Source organism: Cryobacterium sp. Y82 (genome assembly GCF_002929495.1).
Taxonomy (GTDB): Bacteria; Actinomycetota; Actinomycetes; order Actinomycetales; family Microbacteriaceae; genus Cryobacterium; species Cryobacterium serini.
The window spans coordinates 332457-354801 of the sequence record NZ_PJJJ01000037.1 but is presented as its reverse complement, the minus strand read 5'-3'; the positions used below and the strand labels follow the sequence as shown (position 1 = coordinate 354801).

The window sequence follows — 22345 nt, the reverse complement described above, 5'->3', positions numbered from 1 at the left end:
GGGTTACTCTGGGCAGGTTCGCGCCTCGCGGTCGTCGCGGCACGCTTTGGGGTTCGCAGCACTCCCTTGCAGGCGTGCCGCGAGCGCTAATGAGTGCCGCGAGCCAATACCGGGTCGGGGGGCTGATTCTGACAACACCCCACTAGAAGGCGGGTGGCCTGCAGACCGGCCTTCTGCAAATGGTAACGTCGCGTAGGTCTAGCCACTGGTTTGACGGTCGACGCACTTCTGCAAGGAACCTCCATATGCCCCATCGCATGAATCTTTCCAAGAACCTGCCACGCACATTGACGGGCCTGTCCAGCGAGATCCTGCAGGATCTGCAACAGCTAGCCCGCACCCCATCGCTGTTAGTGGCCTGCAACTACGGCGGCACCCTGTCCCATCACGTGGCCTCGGACGTGCCGTCCGTGTTGCTGGCCGAGTCTGCGACCGCCCTGCGGGCCCTCGCCGCCCTGCCCAACACCCACACGGCCGTCATGTCGGGCCGCCCGCTCCGCGATCTGGCCGCGGATTCCCGGCTGCCCCGGGAGGTGCACCTGGTCGGGTCGAACGGAGCTGAATTCGACTCGGAATTCTTTGCCGCTCACGAGCGCTCCGACGAGTCCCAAGATTCCGGCATCGCGCTCGACCGGCTGCGCACCCGACTCGGCGTCAGCGCCGCGTTCTTCGCCGGCGATGCCGCCAGCGACGAAATGGCCATGAACACCCTGCATGGCCCCGACCTCGGCATTCGCATCGGCGACGACGAATCTGTCGCCGCTCATCGCATTAGCGGCCCCGAAAAGCTCGCTCAGATCCTCGCCCTGCTGTTTGAGCTGCGCAAAGACTGGCTGTTTGGCCAGCACGTCGTGGCCATCGAACGCCACTCGATGCTCGGCGACGGCACCTCGACGGCTCTCGTGACGCCGGAAGCGCGCATCTGTTGGATGACGCATCCGTTGCCCGATTCCGGCTCGCTGTTCGCGAGTATCCTCGGCAGCGAAGAAGCCGGACACTTCTCGATCGAACCGGTCAAGAAGAGTCGCGTGCTCGGCCAGCGTTATGTCGACAACACGATGATCGTTGAAACCCGCTGGGCCGACGTCACCGTCACCGACTACATCGAACCCTCGCCGCTCGGCATTACCAACCTGGTGCGCAAACTTACCGGCACCGGGCGCGCCCGCATCGTGTTCGCACCGCGGCCCGACTACGCCGTCGCCTATTTCAATATGCACGCGACCGATGGCATGGTCACCATCACCGGTACGCCCGACCCGATCGTGCTCTCGGCGGCGGGCGTCGACTTCACCGTCACCAGCGACGGCCGCAACGAAACGGCCACCGCGGTCGTCGACCTCTCCCAGGGTGCGGTCGTGCTCAACCTGCGTTGCGGCGATACCGAGCCGTACATTCCGGATGCTGCTGGCGAGGCTACCAGGCGCGGTGCGGTCATGAATGACTCGCGCTCCTGGGTGAACGCACTGTCGATGCCGAGCGTCAAGCCGTCGCTCGTTGGCCGGTCAGCCCTCGTCTTGCGTGCCCTCTGCTACGAACCAACCGGAGCGGTGCTCGCTGCCTCGACGACCTCGCTGCCCGAAGGGATCGGTGGCACCCGCAACTGGGACTACCGGTACTGCTGGCTGCGCGACGGGTCGATGACCGTCAAGGCGCTCGTCGATCTCGGGTCCACCGGTGAGGCGGAGTCGTTTCTGCGCTGGTTGGCCGGGGTCGTGGCGGACAGTCCCGGCGCGCAGTGGCTGCATCCGCTCTATTCGGTCACGGGCTCGTCGCTGTCGACCGAGGCGAGCCTCGAGTCGCTGCCCGGCTACGCCGGATCACGCCCGGTGCGCATCGGAAACGCCGCCGATAACCAGGTGCAGATCGACGTGTTCGGGCCGGTCGCCGAACTCATCGACACGCTCAGCGCCCGGCAGGGAACGCTCTCGGATTTTCAGTGGCACCTGCTCGTTGAGATGGTCGACGCCGTCACGAGTCGCTGGCAGGAACCGGACCACGGTATCTGGGAGGCCCGGCGCTCGCCGCGGCACCACACCTATACGAAGACGATGTGCTGGGTGACCGTGGACCGGGCCATTCGCACCGCCGAGCGGCATGGGCGCGAAGTGGGTGAGGGCTGGGGACAGCTCGCCGCCACAATTCGCGAGGAGGTATTGCGCGAAGGTTGGAGTGAGGAAGCCCAGTCGTACACCGTCGCCTACGACAGCCCCGACCTGGATGCCGCCGTGCTGCACATTGGTTTGTCGGGCCTGCTCGACGTGACCGACGAGCGCTTTCAGCTGACCGTGAGCGCGGTAGAGCGCGAACTTCGTGTGGGCCCGACGGTGTTCCGCTACCGCTACGACGACGGCCTGCCCGGGCTCGAGGGTGGCTTTCACATCTGCACGACGTGGCTGATCGAGGCCTATGTGCTCACCGGTCGCCTCGACGAGGCCGAGGCACTGTTCAACCAGCTGGTCAGTCTCTTCGGTCCGACCGGGCTGCTGTCGGAGGAATTCGACCCCGCCACCGAGAAGCACCTCGGCAACCACCCGCAGGCATACTCGCACCTCGGTTTCATTCGCTGCGCGCAGCTGCTCGACGAGTACCGCGGGCGCTAGGGGAGTGCTGCTGAGTCGCGAAAGGGCGTCCCTTTCCGCGAGTCAGCCGTGAAAGATTGCATCATCTCGGACACATGTCCGAAAAGTGTTACTATTCATGAATGACTTCGTTGACTGACCCCCGCCTGCAGGCGGGTCAGGTGCAGTCAGACGTCCAGCCTGAGTCGAAGGTCACACACGATCCCCGGGCTGAACGCACCAGACAGCTCATTCTCACGGCGATACGCACGCTGATCGCCCAGCCGGCGGCATCTGTTTCGGTGGCCGAGATCGTGCGCCTGGCCGGCATTAGCCGCAGCTCGTTCTATGCGCACTTTGCCAGCCTTGACGTGCTTGCCGCCGAACTGCTGCGGGCGCAGTTCGTCGATATCGGCTCGGCCGGGCTGGACCTGCCGCGGCCGCGCACCGGCGAGAATGCCTCACGGCTCGGCTATGCCCGCCTCGTCGCCCATCTGGTTGAGAACTTTCCCCTGTATGCGAGCGTGCTTGAGCTGCCGCTGACCCGCAGCGCGCACGACCAGATCATCGAGGCCTACGCCACCCGCATGCTGCAGTCGGTGCTCGTCTTTGATGACACCGTGAATGCCAAGCTGGTCACCACTTACGTCGCCGGCGGCGCGCTCACCCTGATCGGTGCATGGATGCGCGGTCACCTCGATGTCTCCGACGACGAACTCGTCGACCAGCTCGTGGCGCTGCTGCCGGGTTGGCTGCTCGAACCTGTTACCTCACGCGCAACGCCTGTTCGCGTTGCATCACCCACACAAAACTGAAGGCGCATTCTATGAAGATCGAAATCGGCGAAACCCTGGTCTATCCCCACCACGGAGCGGTCACCATCACGGCCCTCGCGACCCGTAACATCAAGGGCGTCGAGAAGCAGTTCATGACCCTCAACGTGCACACGAGCGCGCTGACCATTCAGCTTCCCGTTGACAACGTTGAGCTCGTCGGCGTGCGCGACGTCATCGACGCCGCGGGTGTCAGCGCTGTGTACGAAATTCTGCAGAACGCCTTCACGGAGGAACCGGGCAACTGGTCACGCCGTTACAAGGCCAATCAGGAGAAAATGGCCAGCGGCAGCGTCTATCGGGTCAGCGAGGTCGTGCGCGACCTGTGGCGTCGCGACCAGGACAAGGGCGTTTCCGCCGGCGAAAAGCGGATGCTCGAAAAGGCCCGCCAGATCCTCGTCTCCGAACTCGCTCTGGCCCAGGGCCTGACCGACCAGGAAGCCGGCGACTTGCTGCTCATTGAAATTCAGAACTACGTCGTCAGTGACGAGCCGGTCGAGGTAACCGTCTAACCCAACTCTGCGATCGGCCTCGTCCGCGTACGTTTTCCTGCTGCGCGCGACCTGCGCCGCTGCGCGGGAGGCGGAATTCCCGCGTACTGGCGCACCTCCCGCGCATCGCGCTGCGCGGGAGTTCTGGCCAGGCCCGAACTCCCGCGCAGCGTGAATGGCTGAGGGCTCCTGCCCCACTTCTACACCAGTGCGGCGCAGAGAAGCAGCGCCGGCCATGAGGCCACGAGCGCAGCGGCCAGGTAGATCAGGTTGCGGCGGGTCAAAACGATGCTGTCTATGCCATACCGCGCACTGAGCAGCATCGTCAGGCCGGTGAGCGGGCCGACCGCAGTCGAGACTCCCCAGCCGATGCACGCGGCAAGCACAAACAGGGTGGGGTCGGGAGATAGTGGCTGCACGATCGCGGCGACGATCGCGATCGACACGACCGGGTGCACCCCGATGAGCGCGCACAGAATCATTGCGAACATCATCGCCCAGGCAGCGGGAACGCTGAACTCGGTCACCGGCAGCTGAAGGTCGAACAGGGGAAACAGCATCCGCAGGCCGACCGCGAGCACCCCGGCGGAGGCGAAGAGAGTGACCTCGCCGCGCAGCTGCGGCAGGTCGTGACGGGCATGCCGGGCGAACGCTTGCAGGGCGCCACGACCGTTCATGATTAGCAGGCCGATCAGGGTAACGCCGAGGCCGGCGAGCAGCACGACGCGCGGCACCGGAACGGCGGGAACGAGCTGGTGCGCGATGACGACAAGGGCGACCAGGGCCAGTGGCACGCGAAAGAGCGCCCAGGTCAGCGTGTAGCCGGTATACGCCGGCAGCTCGCGACCCCACAGCTGAAAGATGTCCCAGACGCTCAACCCGATGGTGACGAGCGCGAGGCCCAATCCCACGAGCATCACCACGAGGGAGTTGGCGCCGGGAACCAGTGAGGTCGCAGCCGCAGCGGCCGCCCAGAATGGCGACCAGTACGCGGCGGTCGAATACGCACGGGAGATCAGGGCCGCATCGGCGAGCCGTAGGGCGAACCGGCCGCGCAGGTGATCACCGACGATACCGACCGCACCGATGTTGATGACCGCGCCGAGCGCGTGCGTGGCCAGCGCGGTGCGCACGATGGCGAGGCGACCGTGCAGCCGGGTTCGAGTGCTCGACGGGGTCGGTGTGACGAGTCGTAGAAACGAGACCGCGGCCAGCATGCCGATAAGGTCCTGGTTGACTAGGAACAGGTTGCGGCCCACGATCTGCCCGCCCAGCACCACACCGACCACAACGGATGCAATGCCCACACCGATCAGCACCCCCGCAATGATGCGCTGGGTGCGGTTGACCAGCGACAGGCCGACCGCGGCCGCAGCGACAGTGAGCCCGCCCGCGGCGAGTGTCGCATCGGGCAGCAGGACAGACAGGCCCACGGCGAGGATGATCCCGCTCAGGAGTAGCGCATAGAGCAGTCTCACTCGTACCCCCGAACCGTCGACCGTGCGTCCGGTCGGACACGTCCTCCTATCCAACCAGTGTCTGCACTTATTTATGATCCGCGGGAGCCCAGGCCAGGCCGTAGCTCCCGTGTGCCGCCTAACCTCCCGCAATATAACGGTGAAAGCAGTTTAATATACTACCCATAACAGGGGTATATCCTGTGGCACACAGGCTGGCTAATGTACAGACCAGCGACGCTGTTCGCCCCTGGCCAGTCGCGCACACAGTTGAATTGTCGCCTTCTCTGCACCGGCATTCGCCGTCACAGAGCCCAAGCAGCATCCGACCATGGTCGACGTGCTCTCCCTGAAAAAGGTTCCATATGAGCGTGTCCGGCCCGACGACAAAACGCGTGCGCGAAGCCCGCAGTTCCTTCCCGGCAGCATCGCGCTGCTCATCAGTTTTATCGGCGCAACCATCGCTGTGCTCAGTCCTCCAACCATGACCGGCCAAGCGGATACCGACGCCCGCCCCGCCGGCCAGCGCCCGCGCTACGCGGACTTGCTGCGCCGGGCCGCCCCGGTGATGGGCCGCACGGTGCTGGTGACCGTACTCGCGCTCGGCTCGACCTTGGGTACACCGGCGTTTCAGACGCAGTCGGAGGAGGAAAACACGACAACGTCCAGAACGGTCATCGAGAAGTCTCCGGTCCAGGCTCGGGTGGGGCGCTAGAGGAGCTTTATTGTCGCTTTGGACACTGTCGACTCCGCCGGAGCCATCGAGGTCAGAACCGGGCGCGCGTACCTCTTACTCGCGCGGGCCAGCGTTCGCCTTGCGGATTCGCCGGCCGTCAGCGACGGTCTGCATCTCCTTCAGGGCGGCTTTCCGGCTCTTCTTGGTTCCCCGGGGCGGAAGCTGTATGTTCTGCTCGGCGGCGATGCCCGCCTGCAGCTGGCGGGCACGTTCGAGTTCGGCGTCGAACTCCGCACCGAACAGCAGAGCCAGGTTGGTCAGCCACAACCAGAGTAAAAAGATGACGATTCCAGCGAGTGAACCGTAGGTCTTGGCGTAGCTCGAGAACGTCGTGACGTAAAAGCCGAACCCCAGGGACGCGACGACGATCGCAACGAGAGCGACCATTGCCCCGAGGCTCAGCCAGCGAAACTTCGGCTGGCGCACGTTCGGCGTAAAGTAGTACAGCACCGCGATCAGCAACACGACGGTGGCCGCCAGCACTGGCCACTTGGCAATGGACCACGCCAGCTGAACGGTCTGGCCGAGGCCGAGGGCCGCGCCGACGGCATCCGTTATGGGACCGGAAACGGCCAGAATCAACACGACGACGAGCAGCAAAGCGATGCCGATGACGGTGACGAGCAACTGAGTGGGCTTAAGTTTGAGAAATGACCGGCCCTCGTCGATCTCGTAGATGCGGTTCATGGCGCGGCTGAACGCTCCGACATAACCGGATGCCGACCAGATCGCGACTGCGATCCCCGCCACCAGCGCGAACCCGGCGGACGGTGCGGTGCTGAACTGTTCGATCGGCCCCCGAATAACGTCGAGGGCGTCGCCGGGGGCGACCGAGGCGAGAATGGTCAGCAGGGTGTCGGCGGACTGCCTCCCCTGCCCGAACACGCCAAGCAGTGACACCAAGGCGATGAGCATGGGAAACAGCGACAGGACGGCGTAGTACGTGAGCGTCGCAGCAATGTCCGTGCACTGGTCGGTTCCGAATTCACTGAACGTGCGTTTGAAGACATATTTCCAGGAGGCCTTCGTGACCTCAGCCGGGGAATCGGGCTTCCGGGCATCATCGGGGGCCGGCGCGTTGGCGAGTTCCTGGCTCTGACCATTGTCAACCATGTGTCTCCTGCTCAGGTGGAATGAGAGCCCGGGTCACGATCGGTCAGGGCGACCGTGATCCCCGGCGCTAAGAATGTACTGCGTTTGGAGCTATCCGGCGGCATGCACGGAGGCGAATCAATACGGGATGGTCGCGCTCTTGTGCTTAGCCGATGCGGCATCATCCCGCGCCGCGCCGCGCCGTGTCGGTGACTGTGTCCTTCGCCGACTGCGCCTCGTCTTTCACATCGCCAGCCCCGTCCTGTGCGGCCGACTTGACCTCTTCCACGGCATCCGTCGCACTGTCTTTCACCGCTGCAGCGGTGGTCGCGACACCATCGGCGTCGGACGCGCTGGCCATCTGGGTCAGTTCGTCGCTGATCGAGCGCAGCCCCTCGGCAATGCAGGCCTGCTGTTCGCCGGCCTGTTCGGTGAGCTGGGTGCGGGCATCGGTGAGCGGGTCCTTCGCCTGCTTCTTGGTCTCAGCGACGACCTTCCCCGCTTCGTTCGTGGTGACGTCGGCGACCTCGCCCGCGGCGTGCGCAGCGGGATCACCCGCATTCGAGGCTTCATCGGCGGCTACTTTCACCGTGTGGGTCGCGGCTGCCCCGGTGGGGGAGGTCATACTCGCGTCGAAGTCGGAGTCGTCGGTGTTTGAGCTTGGCGAAGTTGCATACAGGTTGGATATCGTGCTTCCTTTCATCGCGCAATAATCGGCCACCGGGCCAGGGATGTTATGGAGCGCGGCGGACGCTGGGCCAGCCCTGGTCCGAGGTGGAACTACTTCTTGAAGACGTCTTTGACGTCTTCGCCGACCTTCTTGGCGCTCGCCGCGGTCTGGTCGGCGCGTCCTTCGGCAACCTTGGAGTCGTCGTTGGTGGCCTTGCCCACGGCCTCAGTGGCTTTGCCCTTGAGGTCCTGCGCGGCGTTCTTGATCTTGTCGGCTGCACTCATGGTGTTCTCTCTTTCGTGAGGTGGTTCTGGGGGAGTGTTCGGCGCGGAAGCGCTGAACGCAAGTATCGGCAAAGATTTAGGTAGTGCGCGTGGTGCGACTGGTACGCACCCGGAAGCCGCCGCTGATCTGCAAAACGGCAGGGATGCGCAGGCCGAGGAGTTCATCGAGGGCATGCAGGGCCTGTTCGACGACGCGCACGACGTCGGTCGGAGAGGTTCCTCGTCGACAGGTGACCGAGACCTTGAGTACGGCGTCGCTGGCCACGCGGTAGGTCGAGACGCGGGTCGATAGAAATTCCGGGTGCTCGCTGAGTGCGTTGTGCAGCGCTTGCTCGGCGACCGCGGAATCAACCTGTGTGGTGCCCCAATCCGTGGTGTGTTCACTGATCAGGTGGCCGGAATGGCCGCGCCCCTGCCGCAAAATGAAGCTGAGCAAAAGGACGACGATGGCCAGCAACAGGGCGAGGAGGACAATCCAGATCCAGCTCTTCTGCGTGCCGCCGAGCGGCGTGGTTTCGAGCCAGCCGGCGACCGTGCCGCCAACTCTTTCAGTAACCGACGTCCAGGCATCCCGCAGCGTGACCTGTATTGCGAGCAGGCCCAGCAGGGTGGCCGCGGCGAGCAGCACCAGCCCGGTCAACAGAATGACGCTGCGGTTAAGCGCGCGGTTGGTGTTATTCACGTTCCGACCTTTCCGCCCAGGGCCACGACGACATGGGCCTGCAGCGTCGGTCGCAGGTGCAGGCCATCGAGCTGGTCGCGCACGGCCTGCTGCACGGAGTCGCGCTGCACCGGCTGCCCCGATGTCGGTACTAGATGCACAGTGGCGAGGCGACGAGAAATGCTGACCCGGGTACTGTCGGGGTCGATGCGGCCCACACGAGCGGCGTGCCCGGCCAGAGCGGACGCGATGACTTCGTCATCAACGACGGTCACCGTGCGTTCCGAATCGATCAAATGCCGCGCCCGCTGCCCGGGCGTGACGGCGATGACCAAGAGCGTGATGGCGAGGATGGCGCAGACGAGAGCGCTAACGGCAAGTAGCGATGCCGGAACGGTCGAAACGGATGCAATAGCGGCAGCCAGTCCCGCTGGTGTCACGAACAGGGGCGGCTGGCCGATCAGGAGAAGCACAATTTCGGTGCCCAACCATCCGCAGAGCGTAATGACGACGATGGCCACGCTGATGGCCGCCGCTGACCGCGGCGAGTGCAGTTCACGCCGCCCGATGCGCCGGTAGATTGGTGTCATCGGCTCCGAGGACCGAACAATCTGCGTGGATGTCATCGCACCCTCCGTTCCTGTTGCACGTCAATGCCGGTCAGCCGCACAATGACCCGGCCGACATCGGCACCGGTCAGTTCTCCGACACGGCGTCGAATCTCAACTTGCGACCGGGCCGACCGGGCCAGGATCGTGCCGCCAGTGCGAGCGATAATGGCTGGTTCGCGGGTGATGCGGGAGAGGGGAACGACGCGGATGGTGGTGCTGATCGTGAGCGCGAGCTGGCCGTGGTCGTCGCCGAGTTCCACGCGGACTTGACCGGAGGGAACGCCTAGCGATTCCGCCGTGACCATCGAGACGACCTGGCGAAGAGCTCGAGGCACGATGCGGGTACGGCCGCGCGGCGGGGCAGAAGTCACGGTCGCGGCCGAAATGCCGTTGGCTGCTGCGTCCTGTTCTGCCCCGCCGAGAAACCAGCCGTGCGCGGTATCGGCCGCCACGCTCACGATGATGAACGCTTTCCTTGGAACGCTCCGATCAGTGAGCTCAGGTCGAGACGGCCATCAACGACACGGCCCACCAGGGCACCAACCAGCATGGCCAGGCCCACGAACAAGAATGCCCAAAAGCCCAAAATCACCCAGGTCAATGCGAGAACCGCTCCGACCAGCATTCCGGTACGGGTCGCGGTGGTCATCGGAGTGCGGCTTTGCTCGGCTCGGTCTCGGGAGCGTCATCGCTCGGCAGGTGGATGTCGACGATTGTCACATTGACCTCGGTGACCTCGAGACCGACAAGGTCTTCAATGGCACGAATAACACTCGAGCGGATGTCATCGGCTACCTGCTGCAGCTGAACGGGGTACTCCGCGACGATGGTCACATCGACTGCCACTTGCGTTTCACCGACTTCAACCGAGATGCCCTGGCTCACATCCGTGTTGTTCATGGCTTCACGAATGGCTCCGAGGGCGCGGGCCGCACCTCCCCCGAGGGCGTGCACGCCGGAGACTTCCCGGACGGCCATGCCGGCCACCTTCGCGACGACGCTGTCGTTAATGACTGTCTTGCCGGTTCCGGTAGCCGACTCACCGGCCAATGGTGTGTTGATCGGGGTGCGACTGCGCGGGGACTTGTTCGGGGATGCGGCGCCGTTGGTGTCGATAAGGTCCATGGGAATAGCTCCTTTGCGTGCGGCCGGACGGTCAAGCCGAAGTGGATTGTTACCTGTAGGACGAAACCTGTGCCATATTCGTCACACGAAGTTGAGAAATTCTCTCAAAGCGTTCGCTGGAGGAGGGGATGTGTCCGGCACAGTGCGGGATCAGGTTGCGTCGCCGCTCGATGCGGCCGCCGACCAGGTGTTGGCCGAGCGCGCCGCCGATGGCGACCTGCGTGCCTTTGAGGTGCTCGTGCGGCGCTATGGACCGCTTATGCGGGTCTACGCGACCAGGGTCCTCGGTTTCAACGACGAGACCGATGATGTCGTGCAGGAGTCCTTCATTACGGCCTGGCAGCAGCTGGGCACCCTCGACGATGGCAGGGCTGTCAAAAGCTGGCTGATGCGCATCGTCAGTCGTAAAAGCATCGATCGGCTGCGTGCCAGGCGCGCCCACGTCAACATCGAAGACACGGACGCCCCGGCGCCGGAGAGTACCGCCCCGCACGTCGTCGCGGAGGTTGAGTCCCAGACCGAAGCCCTCGCCCGGGTGCTCGCTGATCTCCCTGAGGACCAACGACGCTGCTGGACTCTGCGCGAACTGGCCGAGTACAGCTACCATGACATTGCATTTGAGTTGCACCTGCCGTTATCGACCGTGCGTGGATTGCTGGCACGGGCCCGCAAGACCCTGCTTCGAGAGATGGAGGACTGGCGATGACTGAATTGACGCCGGCAGACGAGCGCTTCGTTGCTTTCGATCTGGATGACACCGTTCGAGAACAGGCCGAGCTGGACGGGCATACGGTTGAACAGCTCAGCGACTACCTCGACCGTGGACGGGTTCCCGCCGACCCCCGCATTGATGATTCACCCGAATGCGAGATCGCCTTGCGGGGTCTCGAACGCCTGCGCCGGGCCCGGCAGGCGCTGCTCGCCAGAGACCTGGAACGGGAATCCCTGCGCGCCGACGACTGGGTGGCGTCGATTCTCGACAACATCACGCTGGAAGCCCACGCCGGGCGGGACATTCCGCTGACTCACCCGTCGCCGACAGCGCGCCTGGTCGTGACGGAGGGAGCGCTTCGTGGCATTCTGCGCGAGACCGGCGACAGTATGCAGAACATGTTCGTGGGCCGGTGTGTGCTGGTCGGCGACGTTAGCGTGCCCGGAACGCCAATTTTGATTCGGGTCGACGTGACCGTATTTCCGGGGGAGAACATACCGTTGCTGGCCGAGCGGCTCAGACAGGCAATGTATGCCGCACTGAGTAGGTACACGGAACTCGTCGTGGCGGCCATCGACATCACGGTGAGCGATCTGCACGCCCTGCCCGATGTATCCGTTCGAGAAATGGAGCGCTGATGACCTCGGTTCTTCCCTCGACCGACCAGCTTGATGCGTTGGTGCGCCAGGTGCCCGGCGTCGAGTCGCTGTACCCGGCCGGGCCGCTCGTGACCGCCATGCTCACCGCCGCGCTCGACGCGGTGGCTCATCGCGCGCCAGCCGCGCCCCTGGTGTATGTCGGAGAGCAGGGCGACGGCGTTCGGGTCACGGCCAAGATCGGCATCGGTGCGGCGGAGTCCTCGGGTCACGTGAGCGGTCGGGTACACGACGCAATCGCCGCGCATCTCGAGCAGGGCGACTACCCGCCGGTCGTGCAGATCGTCGTGATCGTGGCCAGCGTGCGGCTGAGCGTCTAGGCGATGGCGGGCAGCCGTGCTAGCTTGCACCTCTGAAACAGAGAGATGTTCCTTCAAGCGGATGCCGCGTTACGCTTTGTCATCGACCGGCTCACTTCCGCGCAGCTCGCGCTGCCGGCGCCGGCCGGGTGGTCGCGTAAAAAAGACCCGACCCTGCGTGACATTCTCGCCTCACACGCCGAAGACCCTGGTGGAAAACCTGGGGGAGCAGATTGCGCCCGATATTGAAATGTGGCGAGGCTTTGGGGTGTTTCCGCCCGAAGTTCCGGTGCCGGAAAACGCGAATCGTGAGGTCGCGCTGCTTGGCAAGGCCGGATATTGGCGCGAGTAACAACGCTAAACGCCGAGCGCCATTCGAACGCCGAGAGCGATCATGACAACGGCGATGAAGCCGTCGAGCACTCGCCAGGAGGTGCGTTTTGCGAACAAGGGGCGAAGCTTCCGTGCACCGAAACCGAGCGCGAAAAACCAGACGAAACTCGCCGTGACTGCCCCCGCGCCCCACCACCAGCGTTCGTTCACACCCTGCTGGTTAGCCACCGATCCGAGAAAAATCAGGGTGTCGAGGTAGACGTGCGGGTTGAGCCAGGTGAGCGCGATGGTCGTCATGACGGCGGCCTTGGTGCTGATCTCGGTACTCGCCGCCGCGATGAGCACGCCGGGGCGGAGGGCGCGCACGGCGGCGAACACACCGTAGGTCAGCAGGAAGCCGACGCCGAGCACCTGCACGATGATCAGAACGACCGGAGCGGCTCGAATGAGGGCGCCGATTCCGACGATGCCGGCCAGAATGAGCACGGCATCGGAGACCGAACAGATCAGCACCGCAGTGAGCACGGTGCGGTTGCGCCCCTCAATGCCGAGCCGCAGGAGATACGCGTTCTGGGCGCCGATCGCGATGATGAGCGCGAGACCGGTGCCGAAACCGAACATGGCGGGCAGGATCGTGTCGGCGAGGTTCATCTCGTGGATAGTTTAGGGGCGCGCTATTCGGGGGCGACGCCGTTGTAGAAATGCTCGAACACCATGCTCGTACGGGTTGAAGCGACCGCGGGATCGGCTGAAAGATTGTCCAGCACGAAATCGCGCACATCGTCGGTATCCCGGGCCGACAGATGAATGATGAAGTCCTCGGACCCGCCGAGAAAATATAGCTGCACGACGCGCGGCATCACCCGGATCGAATCGCGAAAGGCCGGGATGTGCGTGCGGGCGCCTGCGCGAATGCTCACGCTGATCAGCGCCTGCAGGCCCAGGCCGATCGCTTTCGGGTCGACCATGGCCGTAAAGCCCGTGACGATGCCGCGACTGACCAGCGAGCGCACCCGGGAGACGCACGTCGATTCGGCGATACCGGCCGCGCTGGCCAGCCGGCTGTTGGTGGTGCGGGAGTCGGCCTGCAGCGCTGCGACCAGGATGCGATCGATTTCGTCAAGGGTTTCGACCACCCGAATCCTCTTCGTTTCTGCCATCTCACATCTCCTGACAACCGCATATTTAGTGGAATATGTTTGGAGTCTGGCAGATTCTACGGATTTTACCTAGCCGAAACGAATCAATAGCAGTCTTACCCTTATCACTGCCGATGCGTTCGGCACTGGCAACCCGAAACGGAGCAGACATGTTGGTCGGCATTCCCACCGAGATTAAAAATAATGAGAACCGTGTGGCTATCACTCCGGCCGGTGTTCACGAGCTCACTCGTCGCGGCCACGACGTCGTCATTGAGAAAGGCGCCGGGCTGGGCTCCAGCATCACCGATGATGCTTTTCGGCTCGCCGGGGCGTCCATTGTCGACACCGCCGTCGAAGTCTGGGCCGCGGCCGACCTGCTCCTGAAGGTCAAGGAGCCCATTGCCAGCGAATACCCGTTGATGCGCGCGGGGCAGGTGCTGTTCACCTATCTGCACCTCGCGGCATCCGCTGACTGCACGGGGGCTCTGATCAAATCTGGTACGACCGCGATCGCCTATGAGACCGTGCAGCTTCCCGACCGTAGCCTGCCGCTGCTTTCGCCCATGAGCGAGGTTGCTGGCCGCCTTTCGGCTCAGGTTGGTGCCTACCATCTGATGAGCGCCAACGGCGGCAGCGGAATTCTGCTCGGCGGCGTTCCCGGAACTCCCAAGGCCAAAGTCGTCGTGATCGGCGGCGGCGTGGCCGGCGAGCACGCGGCGGCTAACGCGCTCGGCATGGGCGCCGACGTGACCATCATCGATCTGTCGCTCGCTCGCCTGCGCCAGCTCGAGGCCCGCTTCAATGGCGAGATTCAGACGCGCGCGTCGACCCAGTACGAGATTGCCGAGCAGGTGCGGGAGGCTGACCTTGTCATCGGCTCCGTGCTCATTCCGGGTGCGCAGGCCCCCAAGCTCGTCACCGACGCCATGGTCGCCTCGATGAAGCCCGGCTCCGTGCTCGTGGACATCGCGATCGACCAGGGCGGTTGCTTCGAGGGATCGCACGCCACCACGCACGACAATCCCACCTTCGCCGTGCACGACAGTGTCTACTACTGCGTCGCCAACATGCCCGGCGCAGTGCCGGCCACCTCGACCCGCGCCCTCACCAACGCCACCCTGCCCTACGTCATCGCGCTGGCGCAGAAGGGCTGGAAGAAGGCCATCGCCGAAGACGCCGCCCTCGCTTTGGGCCTCAACGTGCACAACGGCCGCATCACCAACGCGCACGTGGCAGCTGCCTTCCACGCTGAGCTCCTGACGGTCGCCGACGCGATCGCCTGAGCCGATCCCGGGTCGGTATTTTTCAACTAAGTGCCAGCTCCGGTGGGTCAGGACGTTGCGACGATGACCCGGTGCAGCGCATCGCGCAGGCGGAGCAGGTCGTCCAGCGGCAGGCTGAGCGCTTCGATGACCCGCGTCGGGATGGTTTCGGCCGCCGCGCGCAGGTCCAGTCCGCGGTCGGTCAGGGTGATATCGAGCGTGCGCTCATCGGCCTCCCGGCGTTGCCGCCGCACGTAGCCGATGGCTTCGAGTCGCTTGAGCAAGGGGGAGAGAGTCGCCGGCTCGAGGCGGAGGGTCCGGCCGAGGTCCGTGAGCGTCCGCGGGCTCTCGTCCCACAGGGCGAGCATAACCAGATATTGCGGATGAGTTAGCCCGAGTGGCTCCAGAATGGGTCGATACAGGGCGATGACACTGCGCGAGGCGATGGCCAGGGCGAAGCAGACCTGGTTGTCGAGGGCGAGGGGGTTGTCAAGCGTTGACGACGTCATGGGTGTCCCGTTCCAACCTATTGTTCATTGTGCACTTTAGTTAGTACACTAACAAATATGACATTCGGCAGGAAATCCTCTTCGCCTGGAACGGGACCCGGCGGCCTGACGGCCTGGCTGAACGGCCGGCTGTTTCCCATTCTCGGGCCGCCTCCGGTAGGCTTGAGCGGGTCCGATCTGCTTCCCGCACAGCCGGCGCCCGTGCGTAGCTGTCCGGTCTGTGCCCAGCCCATGGACCAGCACGACATCGATCGCAGTGGCGAGCGTACCCAGCTCCATTGCCCGGTGACCCTGCCCTAGCCTGCCGCTTCGGGCGGATACCCGGACTGTTCTAACTTCCGACGATTGCGCCCAGCACACCGGGCGCAGACGCCCGCACAGGCAACAGTTATTAGTCGATGGGCTAGTCTGGGCGCCAATCACGGGAGATTAATGTCTACGACGGCAGACCGCACCGACCTGCACAGTTCACAGCTCGACCTCGCAATCGCTGAGCTGGCCGAAGGAAGCGAGCGGTGGGGGGCGACTCCGCTCGGGGCGCGCGGCGATTTGCTGGCGCGCACCAGGGCATCCGTTTCTGAGGAAGCCGAGCGCTGGGTGGCTGCTGCGGCCCGCGCCAAAGGTCTAGACCCGTCGTCGCTGCTGATCGGCGAAGAATGGCTAACCGGACCGTACGCAGTGCTCACCTCGCTGAACGCACTCGGCCGTACCCTGCGGGCGCTCGCTTCCGGGCGCAGCCCGCTCGCCGGCCAGAGATTCGGGCGCGCGCCGGGCGGTCGCGTCACGGTTTCCGTCTTGCCGCACAACGCGTGGGACGGGCTGCTTCTCCACGGATTCAGCGCCCAGGCCTGGCTGCGGCCGGGCGTCACCATGGAGCGTGCCCGGGTATCGGCCGGTTTGGGCCAACTCACTCCGACAGTGGCCGGCGGGGTCGGTCTCGTGCTCGGTGCCGGCAATATCAGCTCGATCGCCCCGCTCGATGTACTCTACGAGCTCGTGGCACACAATCGGGCCTCGATACTCAAGCTCAATCCCACCTTCGACAAACTGCTGCCGATCTATCGGGCGGCCCTCGCCCCGCTCATCGAGCAGGGCCTGCTGCGCATCGTCACCGGCGGCGCCGACGTGGGCGGCTACCTTGCCCACCACCTTGGTATCAGGCACGTGCATATCACCGGCAGCGCGGCCACCCACGACGCGATCGTGTTCGGTGGGTCCACAACTTTGCGCCTCGGTAAACCGATCAGCAGCGAACTCGGCGGAGTGTCCCCGATCATCGTGTTGCCGGGCCGATGGAGCCGCAGGGACCTGCGCTACCAGGCCCAACACGTCGCCACCATGCGGCTGCACAACGGCGGCTATAACTGCATCGCCGGGCAGGTGCTCGTGCTCAGCGCCGCCTGGCCGCAGAAGCGCGCATTTCTCGAGGCGGTCGCCGCTGCCCTCGCTGCCGCGCCGACACGACCGGCCTGGTACCCCGGCAGCGACGACCGGATGCGAGCAGCCAGCGCCGCCTACCCGGCCGCGCAGTCGATTCCCGGCGGGCGCCTGCTCGTAGCGGCCTCCGCGCCGCCGATGACTGCGGCGCTGGTGACCTCGGCCGCGTTCGGCCGATCGGCTGGAGCTGGAGTTGGGCACGGCCTGACGGGCGCGGCATCCGCTTCAACCGAAGATATGCTCACGACGGAATATTTTGCGCCGGTTCTGGGTGTGGTCGAACTACCCGGCTTCGGTCAGGTCTTTCTCGACTCGGCGGTGGAGACCGTCAACCGCGACTTTCTGGGCACTCTTGGCGCTAATATTCTCGGAGTGCCGGCCACCATCCGGCGGCTCGGGCCGGGGTTTGAGCAGGCCGTGGCGCGCCTGCGCTACGGAACGATCGCGATCAATGCCTGGACCGGCGTGGGCTTTCTGTCAGCGGCGGCGCCGTGGGGCGCGTTTCCCGGGCATACGCTCGACAACGTGCAGAGTGGAATCGGCGTGGTGCACAACGCCCTGCTGCTTGACGACGTCGAGCGCACCGTCGTGCGGGGACCTTTTCGGCCGTTTCCGCGCTCGGTCATGCATGGTGAATGGGCGCTGTTGCCGAAGCCGCCGTGGTTCGTATCGTCTCGAAGTGGCACGCTGACCGCCCGCCTGCTGACCGGCTTCGCCGCGCATCCAGCGGCGCGCAAGTTGCCGCGCATCCTCGCCGCCGCATTTCGGGCCTGAGCGGGCTGCGCCAGCCGTGTCTCGGTGCTTGTACGGCTGACTCATCCCGCATAACTCCTGCAAATCAGTTACGGGGTCGAATAGTTGAGCGTGTTTTCGGGGCTCACCAGAACTGGCCCGCCAAATTGCAGGAGTTATGACCCGCACCGGGGCAGGGAACGGTGGTGGTCTGGTCGAGGGCGGATAGCGGGTGCAATAGATTGGCTGCACACCAACGATGCGAGGTTTACGATGACTGGCTGGCGACTGCGCGACTTTCACTCCGACGATCTGGACGGCATTCTGCGCCTGTGGGAAGAGATCAAGGCCTCAGACACAGAGCCGGTCTACGGCCTTTCCGAGGTGCTCGCCTCCTGCCAGAAGGATCACGCCGTCGTTGCGGTGCACGGCGACGAGGTCGTCGGTGCCGCAGTCGGCCGCGCGGCTCACGCGCAAGGCTGGATCGTATTTTTGGCGACCGCGCAAAGCTGGCAGAGCCAGGGCATCGGCACGGCCCTGCTTGCTGCCCTAGAAACCCGTATGGCCCCGCACGGCATGACCAAACTGTCGGCGCTTATGCCCGAATCAGAGACGAACGTCGATCCCTTTCTCAACCGCGGCTTCGAGGTGAAGAAGAACCTGCGCTACTTCGAGCGGCACATTCCCGTGCAGCGGGAGGAGCTTAAATTGCTCGGTGAGCTGGGCGGTCGCGTACTGCCGCGCGACCTGTGGCAGAAGGTCGGCGGTATGGAACGGGAGAAGGAACTGCTTGAGCGCCGGTTGGTCATGCCCTTGGCTAAACCCGAACTCGCTGAGCAATACGGTGTATCGCCGCCCAAAGCCGTCGTTCTGTTCGGCCCTCCGGGCACCGGAAAGACCACCTTTGCCAAGGCCATCGCCTCGCGCCTGGAGTGGTCGTTCGTCGAGGTTTTTCCGTCCCGCCTCGCCGCCGACCCGTTGGGCTTGGCCGGCGCACTGCGGGAAACCTTTTTGAAGATCGCCGAGCTCGAACACGCTGTCGTGTTTATCGACGAGGTCGAGGAGATCGCCGCCCAGCGCTCGGGCGAACCGCCATCGGCCATGCAGGGTGTCACCAACGAGTTGCTCAAGATCATCCCGGCATTCCGCGAACAACCCGGTCGCCTGCTCGTCTGTGCGACGAACTTCATTCGCGCGCTCGACTCCGCCTTCCTCCGCCACGGCCGCTTCGACTACGTTGTGCCGATCGGGCTGCCGGATGTTGCCGCCCGCCACGCCATCTGGGAGCGCTACATTCCAGAAGCGGTGTCGGGCGAAGTCGATCTCGGCGTTCTGGTCGAGCAGAGCGACGGGTTCTCGCCGGCCGACGTCGAATACGCCGCTCACCGAGCATCCCAACACGCGCTTGAGAAAGCGCTGTACAAGGCCGGTGACGGACCGCTCATCAACGGCCCCAGCACCAAAGACTATGAGGTCGCGATCTCCGAAACCCGCCGAACCGTGTCCGACGAGGTCGCGGCCGAGTTTCTCGAAGACATCGAGCGGCTCGCCCGGCTCTAGGAGCGGATCTTCCGGAGCGAGAGTCTGGGCGTAAAGCTAGCGCTTGGTGCGGTGCAGCGCAACGGCGACCAGCGCCTGCCAGATAACGAAGCCCTCGACGGCGAGTGAGAGCAGACCGAGCGGCTCCAGCCAGTTTCCAATGTCCCCCGCTGCCATCGGCATACCAACGGTGCGATTGACGATGAAGCCGATGATGACGGCTGCTGACAGGGCAGCTGCGGCAAGGAAGTCAATTCTCGAACCGACAACCAGTACCCGCTCGACGAGGACGGCGGCGACGAGGATGAGCCCGATATAGGCGAACGCCAGATACGGGGTTTCGGCGAATTTACCCGGGAGATCAAGGATGTGGATTGCCCCCACGACGGCAAGCGAGAGCCCGACAGTGATGCGGCGCATCAGTAGGCCCTGATTGATCAGGCGCTCGCCCGTGTTCTCCCGGTGCAGCGCGGTGGACTGCATGTGTTCGTCAGTTGATTGCGTAGTAGTCGTGGTCATGAGTACCTCTCCATGGGTGTTTCCCTGAATGCATAGTGACAGGAGTTCAGCTGCCCGAGGCGAATCATTGGCAGTGCATAGCGTCCTCCGTGGTGGGTGCCAGAAATAGACCCCGTTTCTGAGATTCTCACAGGGAGCGCTAATCGGATCAGCCGGAGCGGAGAATCGGTTGTCAAAGGAATCAGGCCCGGTTAACATCGCAGGGTAGGACGATTTACATCCGGCCAATTTCTCTATATCCAGGCAAGGAACTGATTTAGTGATTATTGAGGCTCAGGGCCTGACCAAGACCTACCAATCAAAGAGCGGGCCGGTACACGCGCTCGCCGGGCTCGACCTGCAGGTTCCGCGCGGCACAGTGAAAGCCCTTCTCGGCCCAAATGGGGCCGGAAAAACCACCGTCGTGAAAATGCTCACGACCCTGATTCGACCGGATGCCGGCACCGCTGTCATCGACGGAATCGACGTCGTGCTCCACCCCAAGGCGGTACGCCGGATCATCGGCGTCTCCGGCCAGTACGCCGCGGTCGACGAGAACCTCACCGGCTTGGAAAACCTCGAGATGGTCGGTCGTCTTTATCATTTGGGCGGCCCGGCCGCTCGCCAGCGGGCGAAGGAGCTCATCGATCTCTTCGAGCTGACCGCCGCCGGGAACCGGCCGGTCAAAGGTTTCTCCGGCGGTATGCGGCGGCGCATCGACCTCGCCGGCGCCCTGGTCATCAATCCCAAGGTGCTCTTTCTTGACGAACCGACGACCGGGCTCGACCCGCGCAGCCGTATCGCCCTGTGGGATGTCATCAAGCATCTCGTCGCCGACGGCACCACTGTACTGCTGACCACGCAATACCTCGAAGAAGCCGATCAGCTCGCCGATGACATTGTCGTTATCGATGACGGCCGCGTCATCGCCGAGGGCACCTCCGATCAACTCAAGGCCCAGATCGGCGGGCACCGCGTGGTGGTGGCCCTCGTCGATGCCGCCGATGGCGGGACTGCCCGCGAGATCCTGGCCCGCCACGGCTCGGGTGAGCCCTCGGTATCGACCGATGGCCGCGGTGTCGAGGTTGCCGTCACGGACGGCCCGACCGCGCTGCAAAACATGCTCTCTGACCTACGTGCGGCGCAGGTCAATTTGCACGATGCTGGCATGCGTCGCCCCACCCTCGACGATGTGTTCCTCAAGCTCACCGGTCACAAGGCCGACCTGAACGCGACCAACGAAGACGATGCCGGCGGGCCCACACTCTCGAAACGGGCACAGGCCAAACAAGACCAGGCACGCGCGGCCCATGCCTCCCCGGCAGATCTGGAGAAAGCCAAATGAGCCCCCGGCACTCTGGTGCACCGCTCGAGTCCACCACGCCCGTGTCCACCACGCCCAAGCCCGCTGGAACTCAGGCGAGTCCCGCCCCGGGCGAATCTCGGGTGGGCACCCTGCCCCCACTTCCCACGTGGAATCCGTTCTCGCTCTGGTATTCCGACGGCTGGACCGTCACTAAGCGCAACCTCATCAAGATCAAGCGTTCGCCCGACATGCTCGTGTTCGCTGTGATCCAGCCGATCATGTTCGTGCTGTTGTTCAGCCAGGTGTACGGCGGAGCGATCGCCGTTCAGGGCAGCGACTACACGCAGTTTCTCATGGCTGGTATTTTCGCGCAGACGGTCGTGTTCGGGGCGACGTTCTCCGGCGCGGCCATGGCGCTCGATCTCAAGGAAGGGATCATCGACCGCTTTCGAAGCTTGCCCATGAACGCATCCGCGGTGCTCGTCGGTCGAACGAATGGCGACCTCGTGCTGAACACAATCTCCATGATCATCATGATGGCGACCGGCCTCGCGGTTGGCTGGCGGGTGAACACCTCGCCGGCTGAATTCCTCGCCGGAGTCGGCTTGCTGTTGCTGTTTGGTTACGCATTCAGCTGGGTGATGGCGCTACTCGGTATGAGCGTAAAAAGCCCAGAGGTCATCAACAATGCGTCGTTTTTGATTCTTTTTCCGCTGACCTTCGTCTCGAACGCTTTTGTGCCGAGCGAGACCCTGCCGACAGCGCTTCGCGTCTTTGCCGAGTGGAACCCGGTGTCGTCGCTCGTGCAGGCCGTGCGGCAGCTCTTCGGCAACCTTGGCACCGCCCCGGTGCCGGATATCTGGACAATGCAAAATCCCATTCTGACCGTACTCATTGGTATCACCGTGATGTTGCTGGTCTTCGTGCCGCTGTGTATTCGCAAGTTCGCCTCGATCAGTTCCCGCTGACCGATCACTATTCCGACTGAAGGAGTCACCCATGCCCCAGACCGAGCACAATGTTGGAATCGTTGCCGGCTTCAGCGGATTCGCCGTTTCCGACCTCGACGCTGCCCGCACTTTCTACGACGAGACCCTCGGACTCGACGTCACGGTGGGGGAGATGGGTGTGCTGCGCATCGCCCTGCCCGGCGGAGCAACTGTCATCGTCTACCCGAAGCCCGACTTCGTGCCGGCCACCTATACGATTCTCAATTTCGCGGTCACCAATCTCGATGCGACGGTCGACGAGCTCACCGAGCGCGGCGTGGAGTTTTTGCACTACGACGGTTTCGAGCAGAATGACAAAGGCATCGCGCCCGGCGGCGGAGCGGGCCCCGATATTGCCTGGTTCACCGATCCCGCCGGCAATATTCTGTCGGTGCTCAAAAACCCGTAAG

General features: G+C 64.1%; 27 protein-coding genes. 14 read left to right on the top strand and 13 right to left on the bottom strand.

Annotated elements, in window-relative coordinates; translation table 11 throughout:
• The first annotated feature begins 245 nt into the window (after window positions 1-245).
• The 3 genes from CXY70_RS16965 (at window position 246) to CXY70_RS16955 (ending at window position 3906) form a co-directional block, all read left to right on the top strand.
• Complete coding sequence (locus tag CXY70_RS16965) at window positions 246-2603, top strand: trehalase-like domain-containing protein (protein WP_104193482.1); 2358 nt, start codon at window positions 246-248, stop codon at window positions 2601-2603.
• Window positions 2604-2704: 101 nt separating this feature from the next.
• Window positions 2705-3376, top strand: a complete 672-nt coding sequence (locus tag CXY70_RS16960) for a TetR/AcrR family transcriptional regulator (RefSeq protein ID WP_104193481.1) — start codon at window positions 2705-2707, stop codon at window positions 3374-3376.
• 11 nt (window positions 3377-3387) lie between these two features.
• Entirely contained in the window at window positions 3388-3906 is a 519-nt protein-coding gene (locus CXY70_RS16955; RefSeq protein WP_104193480.1) for a CarD family transcriptional regulator, read from the top strand.
• 179 nt (window positions 3907-4085) lie between these two features.
• On the opposite strand, the gene CXY70_RS17905 is transcribed toward CXY70_RS16955, so the two are convergent.
• Window positions 4086-5363 carry a hypothetical protein gene (locus tag CXY70_RS17905; protein WP_158251013.1) on the bottom strand — a complete coding sequence of 426 codons (1278 nt, stop codon included), beginning with the start codon at window positions 5361-5363 and terminating at the stop codon, window positions 4086-4088.
• A 310-nt stretch (window positions 5364-5673) separates the two neighbouring features.
• Between CXY70_RS17905 and CXY70_RS16940 the strand changes: the two genes are divergently transcribed.
• Entirely contained in the window at window positions 5674-6057 is a 384-nt protein-coding gene (locus CXY70_RS16940) for a hypothetical protein (protein ID WP_104193478.1), read from the top strand.
• Between the two features lie 75 nt (window positions 6058-6132).
• On the opposite strand, the gene CXY70_RS16935 is transcribed toward CXY70_RS16940, so the two are convergent.
• The 8 genes from CXY70_RS16935 to CXY70_RS16900 form a co-directional block, all read right to left on the bottom strand.
• Window positions 6133-7191 carry a YihY/virulence factor BrkB family protein gene (locus tag CXY70_RS16935; protein WP_104193477.1) on the bottom strand — a complete coding sequence of 353 codons (1059 nt, stop codon included), beginning with the start codon at window positions 7189-7191 and terminating at the stop codon, window positions 6133-6135.
• A gap of 160 nt (window positions 7192-7351) precedes the next feature.
• Window positions 7352-7873: a hypothetical protein gene (locus CXY70_RS16930; protein WP_104193476.1), complete on the bottom strand. Its 522-nt coding sequence runs from the start codon at window positions 7871-7873 to the stop codon at window positions 7352-7354.
• Window positions 7874-7950: 77 nt separating this feature from the next.
• Window positions 7951-8124: a CsbD family protein gene (locus CXY70_RS16925; protein WP_104193475.1), complete on the bottom strand. Its 174-nt coding sequence runs from the start codon at window positions 8122-8124 to the stop codon at window positions 7951-7953.
• A gap of 76 nt (window positions 8125-8200) precedes the next feature.
• Window positions 8201-8806, bottom strand: a complete 606-nt coding sequence (locus CXY70_RS16920) for a hypothetical protein (RefSeq protein WP_104193474.1) — start codon at window positions 8804-8806, stop codon at window positions 8201-8203.
• Window positions 8803-9411: a DUF6286 domain-containing protein gene (locus CXY70_RS16915; protein WP_104193473.1), complete on the bottom strand. Its 609-nt coding sequence runs from the start codon at window positions 9409-9411 to the stop codon at window positions 8803-8805. Before CXY70_RS16915 ends, CXY70_RS16920 begins: the two co-directional genes overlap by 4 nt.
• On the bottom strand, window positions 9408-9848 hold the full coding sequence (locus tag CXY70_RS16910) for a hypothetical protein (protein WP_146066173.1): 441 nt from the start codon (window positions 9846-9848) through the stop codon (window positions 9408-9410). The genes CXY70_RS16915 and CXY70_RS16910 overlap by 4 nt, the downstream gene beginning before the upstream one ends.
• Before the next feature lie 2 nt (window positions 9849-9850).
• Entirely contained in the window at window positions 9851-10045 is a 195-nt protein-coding gene (locus CXY70_RS16905; protein WP_104193471.1) for a DUF2273 domain-containing protein, read from the bottom strand.
• Window positions 10042-10521: an Asp23/Gls24 family envelope stress response protein gene (locus tag CXY70_RS16900; RefSeq protein ID WP_104193470.1), complete on the bottom strand. Its 480-nt coding sequence runs from the start codon at window positions 10519-10521 to the stop codon at window positions 10042-10044. The genes CXY70_RS16905 and CXY70_RS16900 overlap by 4 nt, the downstream gene beginning before the upstream one ends.
• Before the next feature lie 130 nt (window positions 10522-10651).
• Between CXY70_RS16900 and CXY70_RS16895 the strand changes: the two genes are divergently transcribed.
• The 4 genes from CXY70_RS16895 (at window position 10652) to CXY70_RS17900 (ending at window position 12540) form a co-directional block, all read left to right on the top strand.
• Window positions 10652-11227, top strand: a complete 576-nt coding sequence (locus CXY70_RS16895) for an RNA polymerase sigma factor (protein ID WP_233206000.1) — start codon at window positions 10652-10654, stop codon at window positions 11225-11227.
• Window positions 11224-11871, top strand: coding sequence for an Asp23/Gls24 family envelope stress response protein (locus tag CXY70_RS16890; protein ID WP_104193468.1), 648 nt, complete (start codon window positions 11224-11226; stop codon window positions 11869-11871). The genes CXY70_RS16895 and CXY70_RS16890 overlap by 4 nt, the downstream gene beginning before the upstream one ends.
• Complete coding sequence (locus CXY70_RS16885; RefSeq protein ID WP_104193467.1) at window positions 11871-12209, top strand: hypothetical protein; 339 nt, start codon at window positions 11871-11873, stop codon at window positions 12207-12209. Before CXY70_RS16890 ends, CXY70_RS16885 begins: the two co-directional genes overlap by 1 nt.
• Window positions 12210-12366: 157 nt before the next feature.
• The gene (locus CXY70_RS17900) at window positions 12367-12540 is read left to right on the top strand and encodes a hypothetical protein (protein WP_158251012.1); all 174 of its coding nucleotides are present in this window, start codon (window positions 12367-12369) and stop codon (window positions 12538-12540) included.
• A gap of 5 nt (window positions 12541-12545) precedes the next feature.
• Here CXY70_RS17900 and CXY70_RS16880 read toward each other — a convergent pair whose 3' ends face one another.
• The gene (locus CXY70_RS16880; RefSeq protein ID WP_199183468.1) at window positions 12546-13172 is read right to left on the bottom strand and encodes a LysE/ArgO family amino acid transporter; all 627 of its coding nucleotides are present in this window, start codon (window positions 13170-13172) and stop codon (window positions 12546-12548) included.
• 23 nt (window positions 13173-13195) lie between these two features.
• Complete coding sequence (locus tag CXY70_RS16875) at window positions 13196-13681, bottom strand: Lrp/AsnC family transcriptional regulator (RefSeq protein ID WP_104193466.1); 486 nt, start codon at window positions 13679-13681, stop codon at window positions 13196-13198.
• Between the two features lie 149 nt (window positions 13682-13830).
• Here CXY70_RS16875 and ald point away from each other — a divergent pair, with 149 nt between their 5' ends.
• On the top strand, window positions 13831-14946 hold the full coding sequence (ald, locus tag CXY70_RS16870; protein ID WP_104193584.1) for an alanine dehydrogenase: 1116 nt from the start codon (window positions 13831-13833) through the stop codon (window positions 14944-14946).
• Between the two features lie 47 nt (window positions 14947-14993).
• Here the strand turns inward: ald and CXY70_RS16865 are convergent, their stop codons facing one another.
• Complete coding sequence (locus CXY70_RS16865; RefSeq protein WP_104193465.1) at window positions 14994-15434, bottom strand: MarR family winged helix-turn-helix transcriptional regulator; 441 nt, start codon at window positions 15432-15434, stop codon at window positions 14994-14996.
• 432 nt (window positions 15435-15866) lie between these two features.
• Between CXY70_RS16865 and CXY70_RS16860 the strand changes: the two genes are divergently transcribed.
• Both CXY70_RS16860 and CXY70_RS16855 read left to right on the top strand, forming a co-directional pair.
• Complete coding sequence (locus tag CXY70_RS16860) at window positions 15867-17645, top strand: aldehyde dehydrogenase family protein (RefSeq protein WP_104193464.1); 1779 nt, start codon at window positions 15867-15869, stop codon at window positions 17643-17645.
• Window positions 17646-17876: 231 nt separating this feature from the next.
• The gene (locus CXY70_RS16855) at window positions 17877-19163 is read left to right on the top strand and encodes an ATP-binding protein (RefSeq protein WP_104193463.1); all 1287 of its coding nucleotides are present in this window, start codon (window positions 17877-17879) and stop codon (window positions 19161-19163) included.
• 36 nt (window positions 19164-19199) lie between these two features.
• Here CXY70_RS16855 and CXY70_RS16850 read toward each other — a convergent pair whose 3' ends face one another.
• The gene (locus CXY70_RS16850; protein WP_104193462.1) at window positions 19200-19661 is read right to left on the bottom strand and encodes a hypothetical protein; all 462 of its coding nucleotides are present in this window, start codon (window positions 19659-19661) and stop codon (window positions 19200-19202) included.
• A gap of 259 nt (window positions 19662-19920) precedes the next feature.
• Here CXY70_RS16850 and CXY70_RS16845 point away from each other — a divergent pair, with 259 nt between their 5' ends.
• The 3 genes from CXY70_RS16845 to CXY70_RS16835 are packed head-to-tail and all read left to right on the top strand — an operon-like array spanning window position 19921 to window position 22344.
• A complete protein-coding gene (locus tag CXY70_RS16845; RefSeq protein WP_233205999.1) occupies window positions 19921-20985 on the top strand; it encodes an ATP-binding cassette domain-containing protein in 1065 nt (354 codons plus the stop codon).
• Complete coding sequence (locus CXY70_RS16840) at window positions 20982-21914, top strand: ABC transporter permease (protein WP_104193460.1); 933 nt, start codon at window positions 20982-20984, stop codon at window positions 21912-21914. The genes CXY70_RS16845 and CXY70_RS16840 overlap by 4 nt, the downstream gene beginning before the upstream one ends.
• 31 nt (window positions 21915-21945) lie before the next feature.
• Window positions 21946-22344: a VOC family protein gene (locus CXY70_RS16835; protein ID WP_104193459.1), complete on the top strand. Its 399-nt coding sequence runs from the start codon at window positions 21946-21948 to the stop codon at window positions 22342-22344.
• Window position 22345: the final 1 nt, after the last annotated feature.

Excerpts from the sequence above, each read along its gene's own strand:
- CXY70_RS16965 (WP_104193482.1), top strand. The coding sequence starts at position 246 with ATGCCCCATCGCATGAATCTTTCCAAGAACCTGCCACGCACATTGACG.
- CXY70_RS16960 (WP_104193481.1), top strand. The coding sequence starts at position 2,705 with ATGACTTCGTTGACTGACCCCCGCCTGCAGGCGGGTCAGGTGCAGTCA.
- CXY70_RS16955 (WP_104193480.1), top strand. The coding sequence starts at position 3,388 with ATGAAGATCGAAATCGGCGAAACCCTGGTCTATCCCCACCACGGAGCG.
- CXY70_RS16940 (WP_104193478.1), top strand. The coding sequence starts at position 5,674 with ATGGTCGACGTGCTCTCCCTGAAAAAGGTTCCATATGAGCGTGTCCGG.
- CXY70_RS16935 (WP_104193477.1), bottom strand. The coding sequence starts at position 7,191 with ATGGTTGACAATGGTCAGAGCCAGGAACTCGCCAACGCGCCGGCCCCC.
- CXY70_RS16930 (WP_104193476.1), bottom strand. The coding sequence starts at position 7,873 with ATGAAAGGAAGCACGATATCCAACCTGTATGCAACTTCGCCAAGCTCA.
- CXY70_RS16925 (WP_104193475.1), bottom strand. The coding sequence starts at position 8,124 with ATGAGTGCAGCCGACAAGATCAAGAACGCCGCGCAGGACCTCAAGGGC.
- CXY70_RS16915 (WP_104193473.1), bottom strand. The coding sequence starts at position 9,411 with ATGACATCCACGCAGATTGTTCGGTCCTCGGAGCCGATGACACCAATC.
- CXY70_RS16905 (WP_104193471.1), bottom strand. The coding sequence starts at position 10,045 with ATGACCACCGCGACCCGTACCGGAATGCTGGTCGGAGCGGTTCTCGCA.
- CXY70_RS16900 (WP_104193470.1), bottom strand. The coding sequence starts at position 10,521 with ATGGACCTTATCGACACCAACGGCGCCGCATCCCCGAACAAGTCCCCG.
- CXY70_RS16890 (WP_104193468.1), top strand. The coding sequence starts at position 11,224 with ATGACTGAATTGACGCCGGCAGACGAGCGCTTCGTTGCTTTCGATCTG.
- CXY70_RS16885 (WP_104193467.1), top strand. The coding sequence starts at position 11,871 with ATGACCTCGGTTCTTCCCTCGACCGACCAGCTTGATGCGTTGGTGCGC.
- CXY70_RS16880 (WP_199183468.1), bottom strand. The coding sequence starts at position 13,172 with ATGAACCTCGCCGACACGATCCTGCCCGCCATGTTCGGTTTCGGCACC.
- CXY70_RS16875 (WP_104193466.1), bottom strand. The coding sequence starts at position 13,681 with ATGGCAGAAACGAAGAGGATTCGGGTGGTCGAAACCCTTGACGAAATC.
- ald (WP_104193584.1), top strand. The coding sequence starts at position 13,831 with ATGTTGGTCGGCATTCCCACCGAGATTAAAAATAATGAGAACCGTGTG.
- CXY70_RS16865 (WP_104193465.1), bottom strand. The coding sequence starts at position 15,434 with ATGACGTCGTCAACGCTTGACAACCCCCTCGCCCTCGACAACCAGGTC.
- CXY70_RS16860 (WP_104193464.1), top strand. The coding sequence starts at position 15,867 with ATGTCTACGACGGCAGACCGCACCGACCTGCACAGTTCACAGCTCGAC.
- CXY70_RS16855 (WP_104193463.1), top strand. The coding sequence starts at position 17,877 with ATGACTGGCTGGCGACTGCGCGACTTTCACTCCGACGATCTGGACGGC.
- CXY70_RS16850 (WP_104193462.1), bottom strand. The coding sequence starts at position 19,661 with ATGACCACGACTACTACGCAATCAACTGACGAACACATGCAGTCCACC.
- CXY70_RS16840 (WP_104193460.1), top strand. The coding sequence starts at position 20,982 with ATGAGCCCCCGGCACTCTGGTGCACCGCTCGAGTCCACCACGCCCGTG.
- CXY70_RS16835 (WP_104193459.1), top strand. The coding sequence starts at position 21,946 with ATGCCCCAGACCGAGCACAATGTTGGAATCGTTGCCGGCTTCAGCGGA.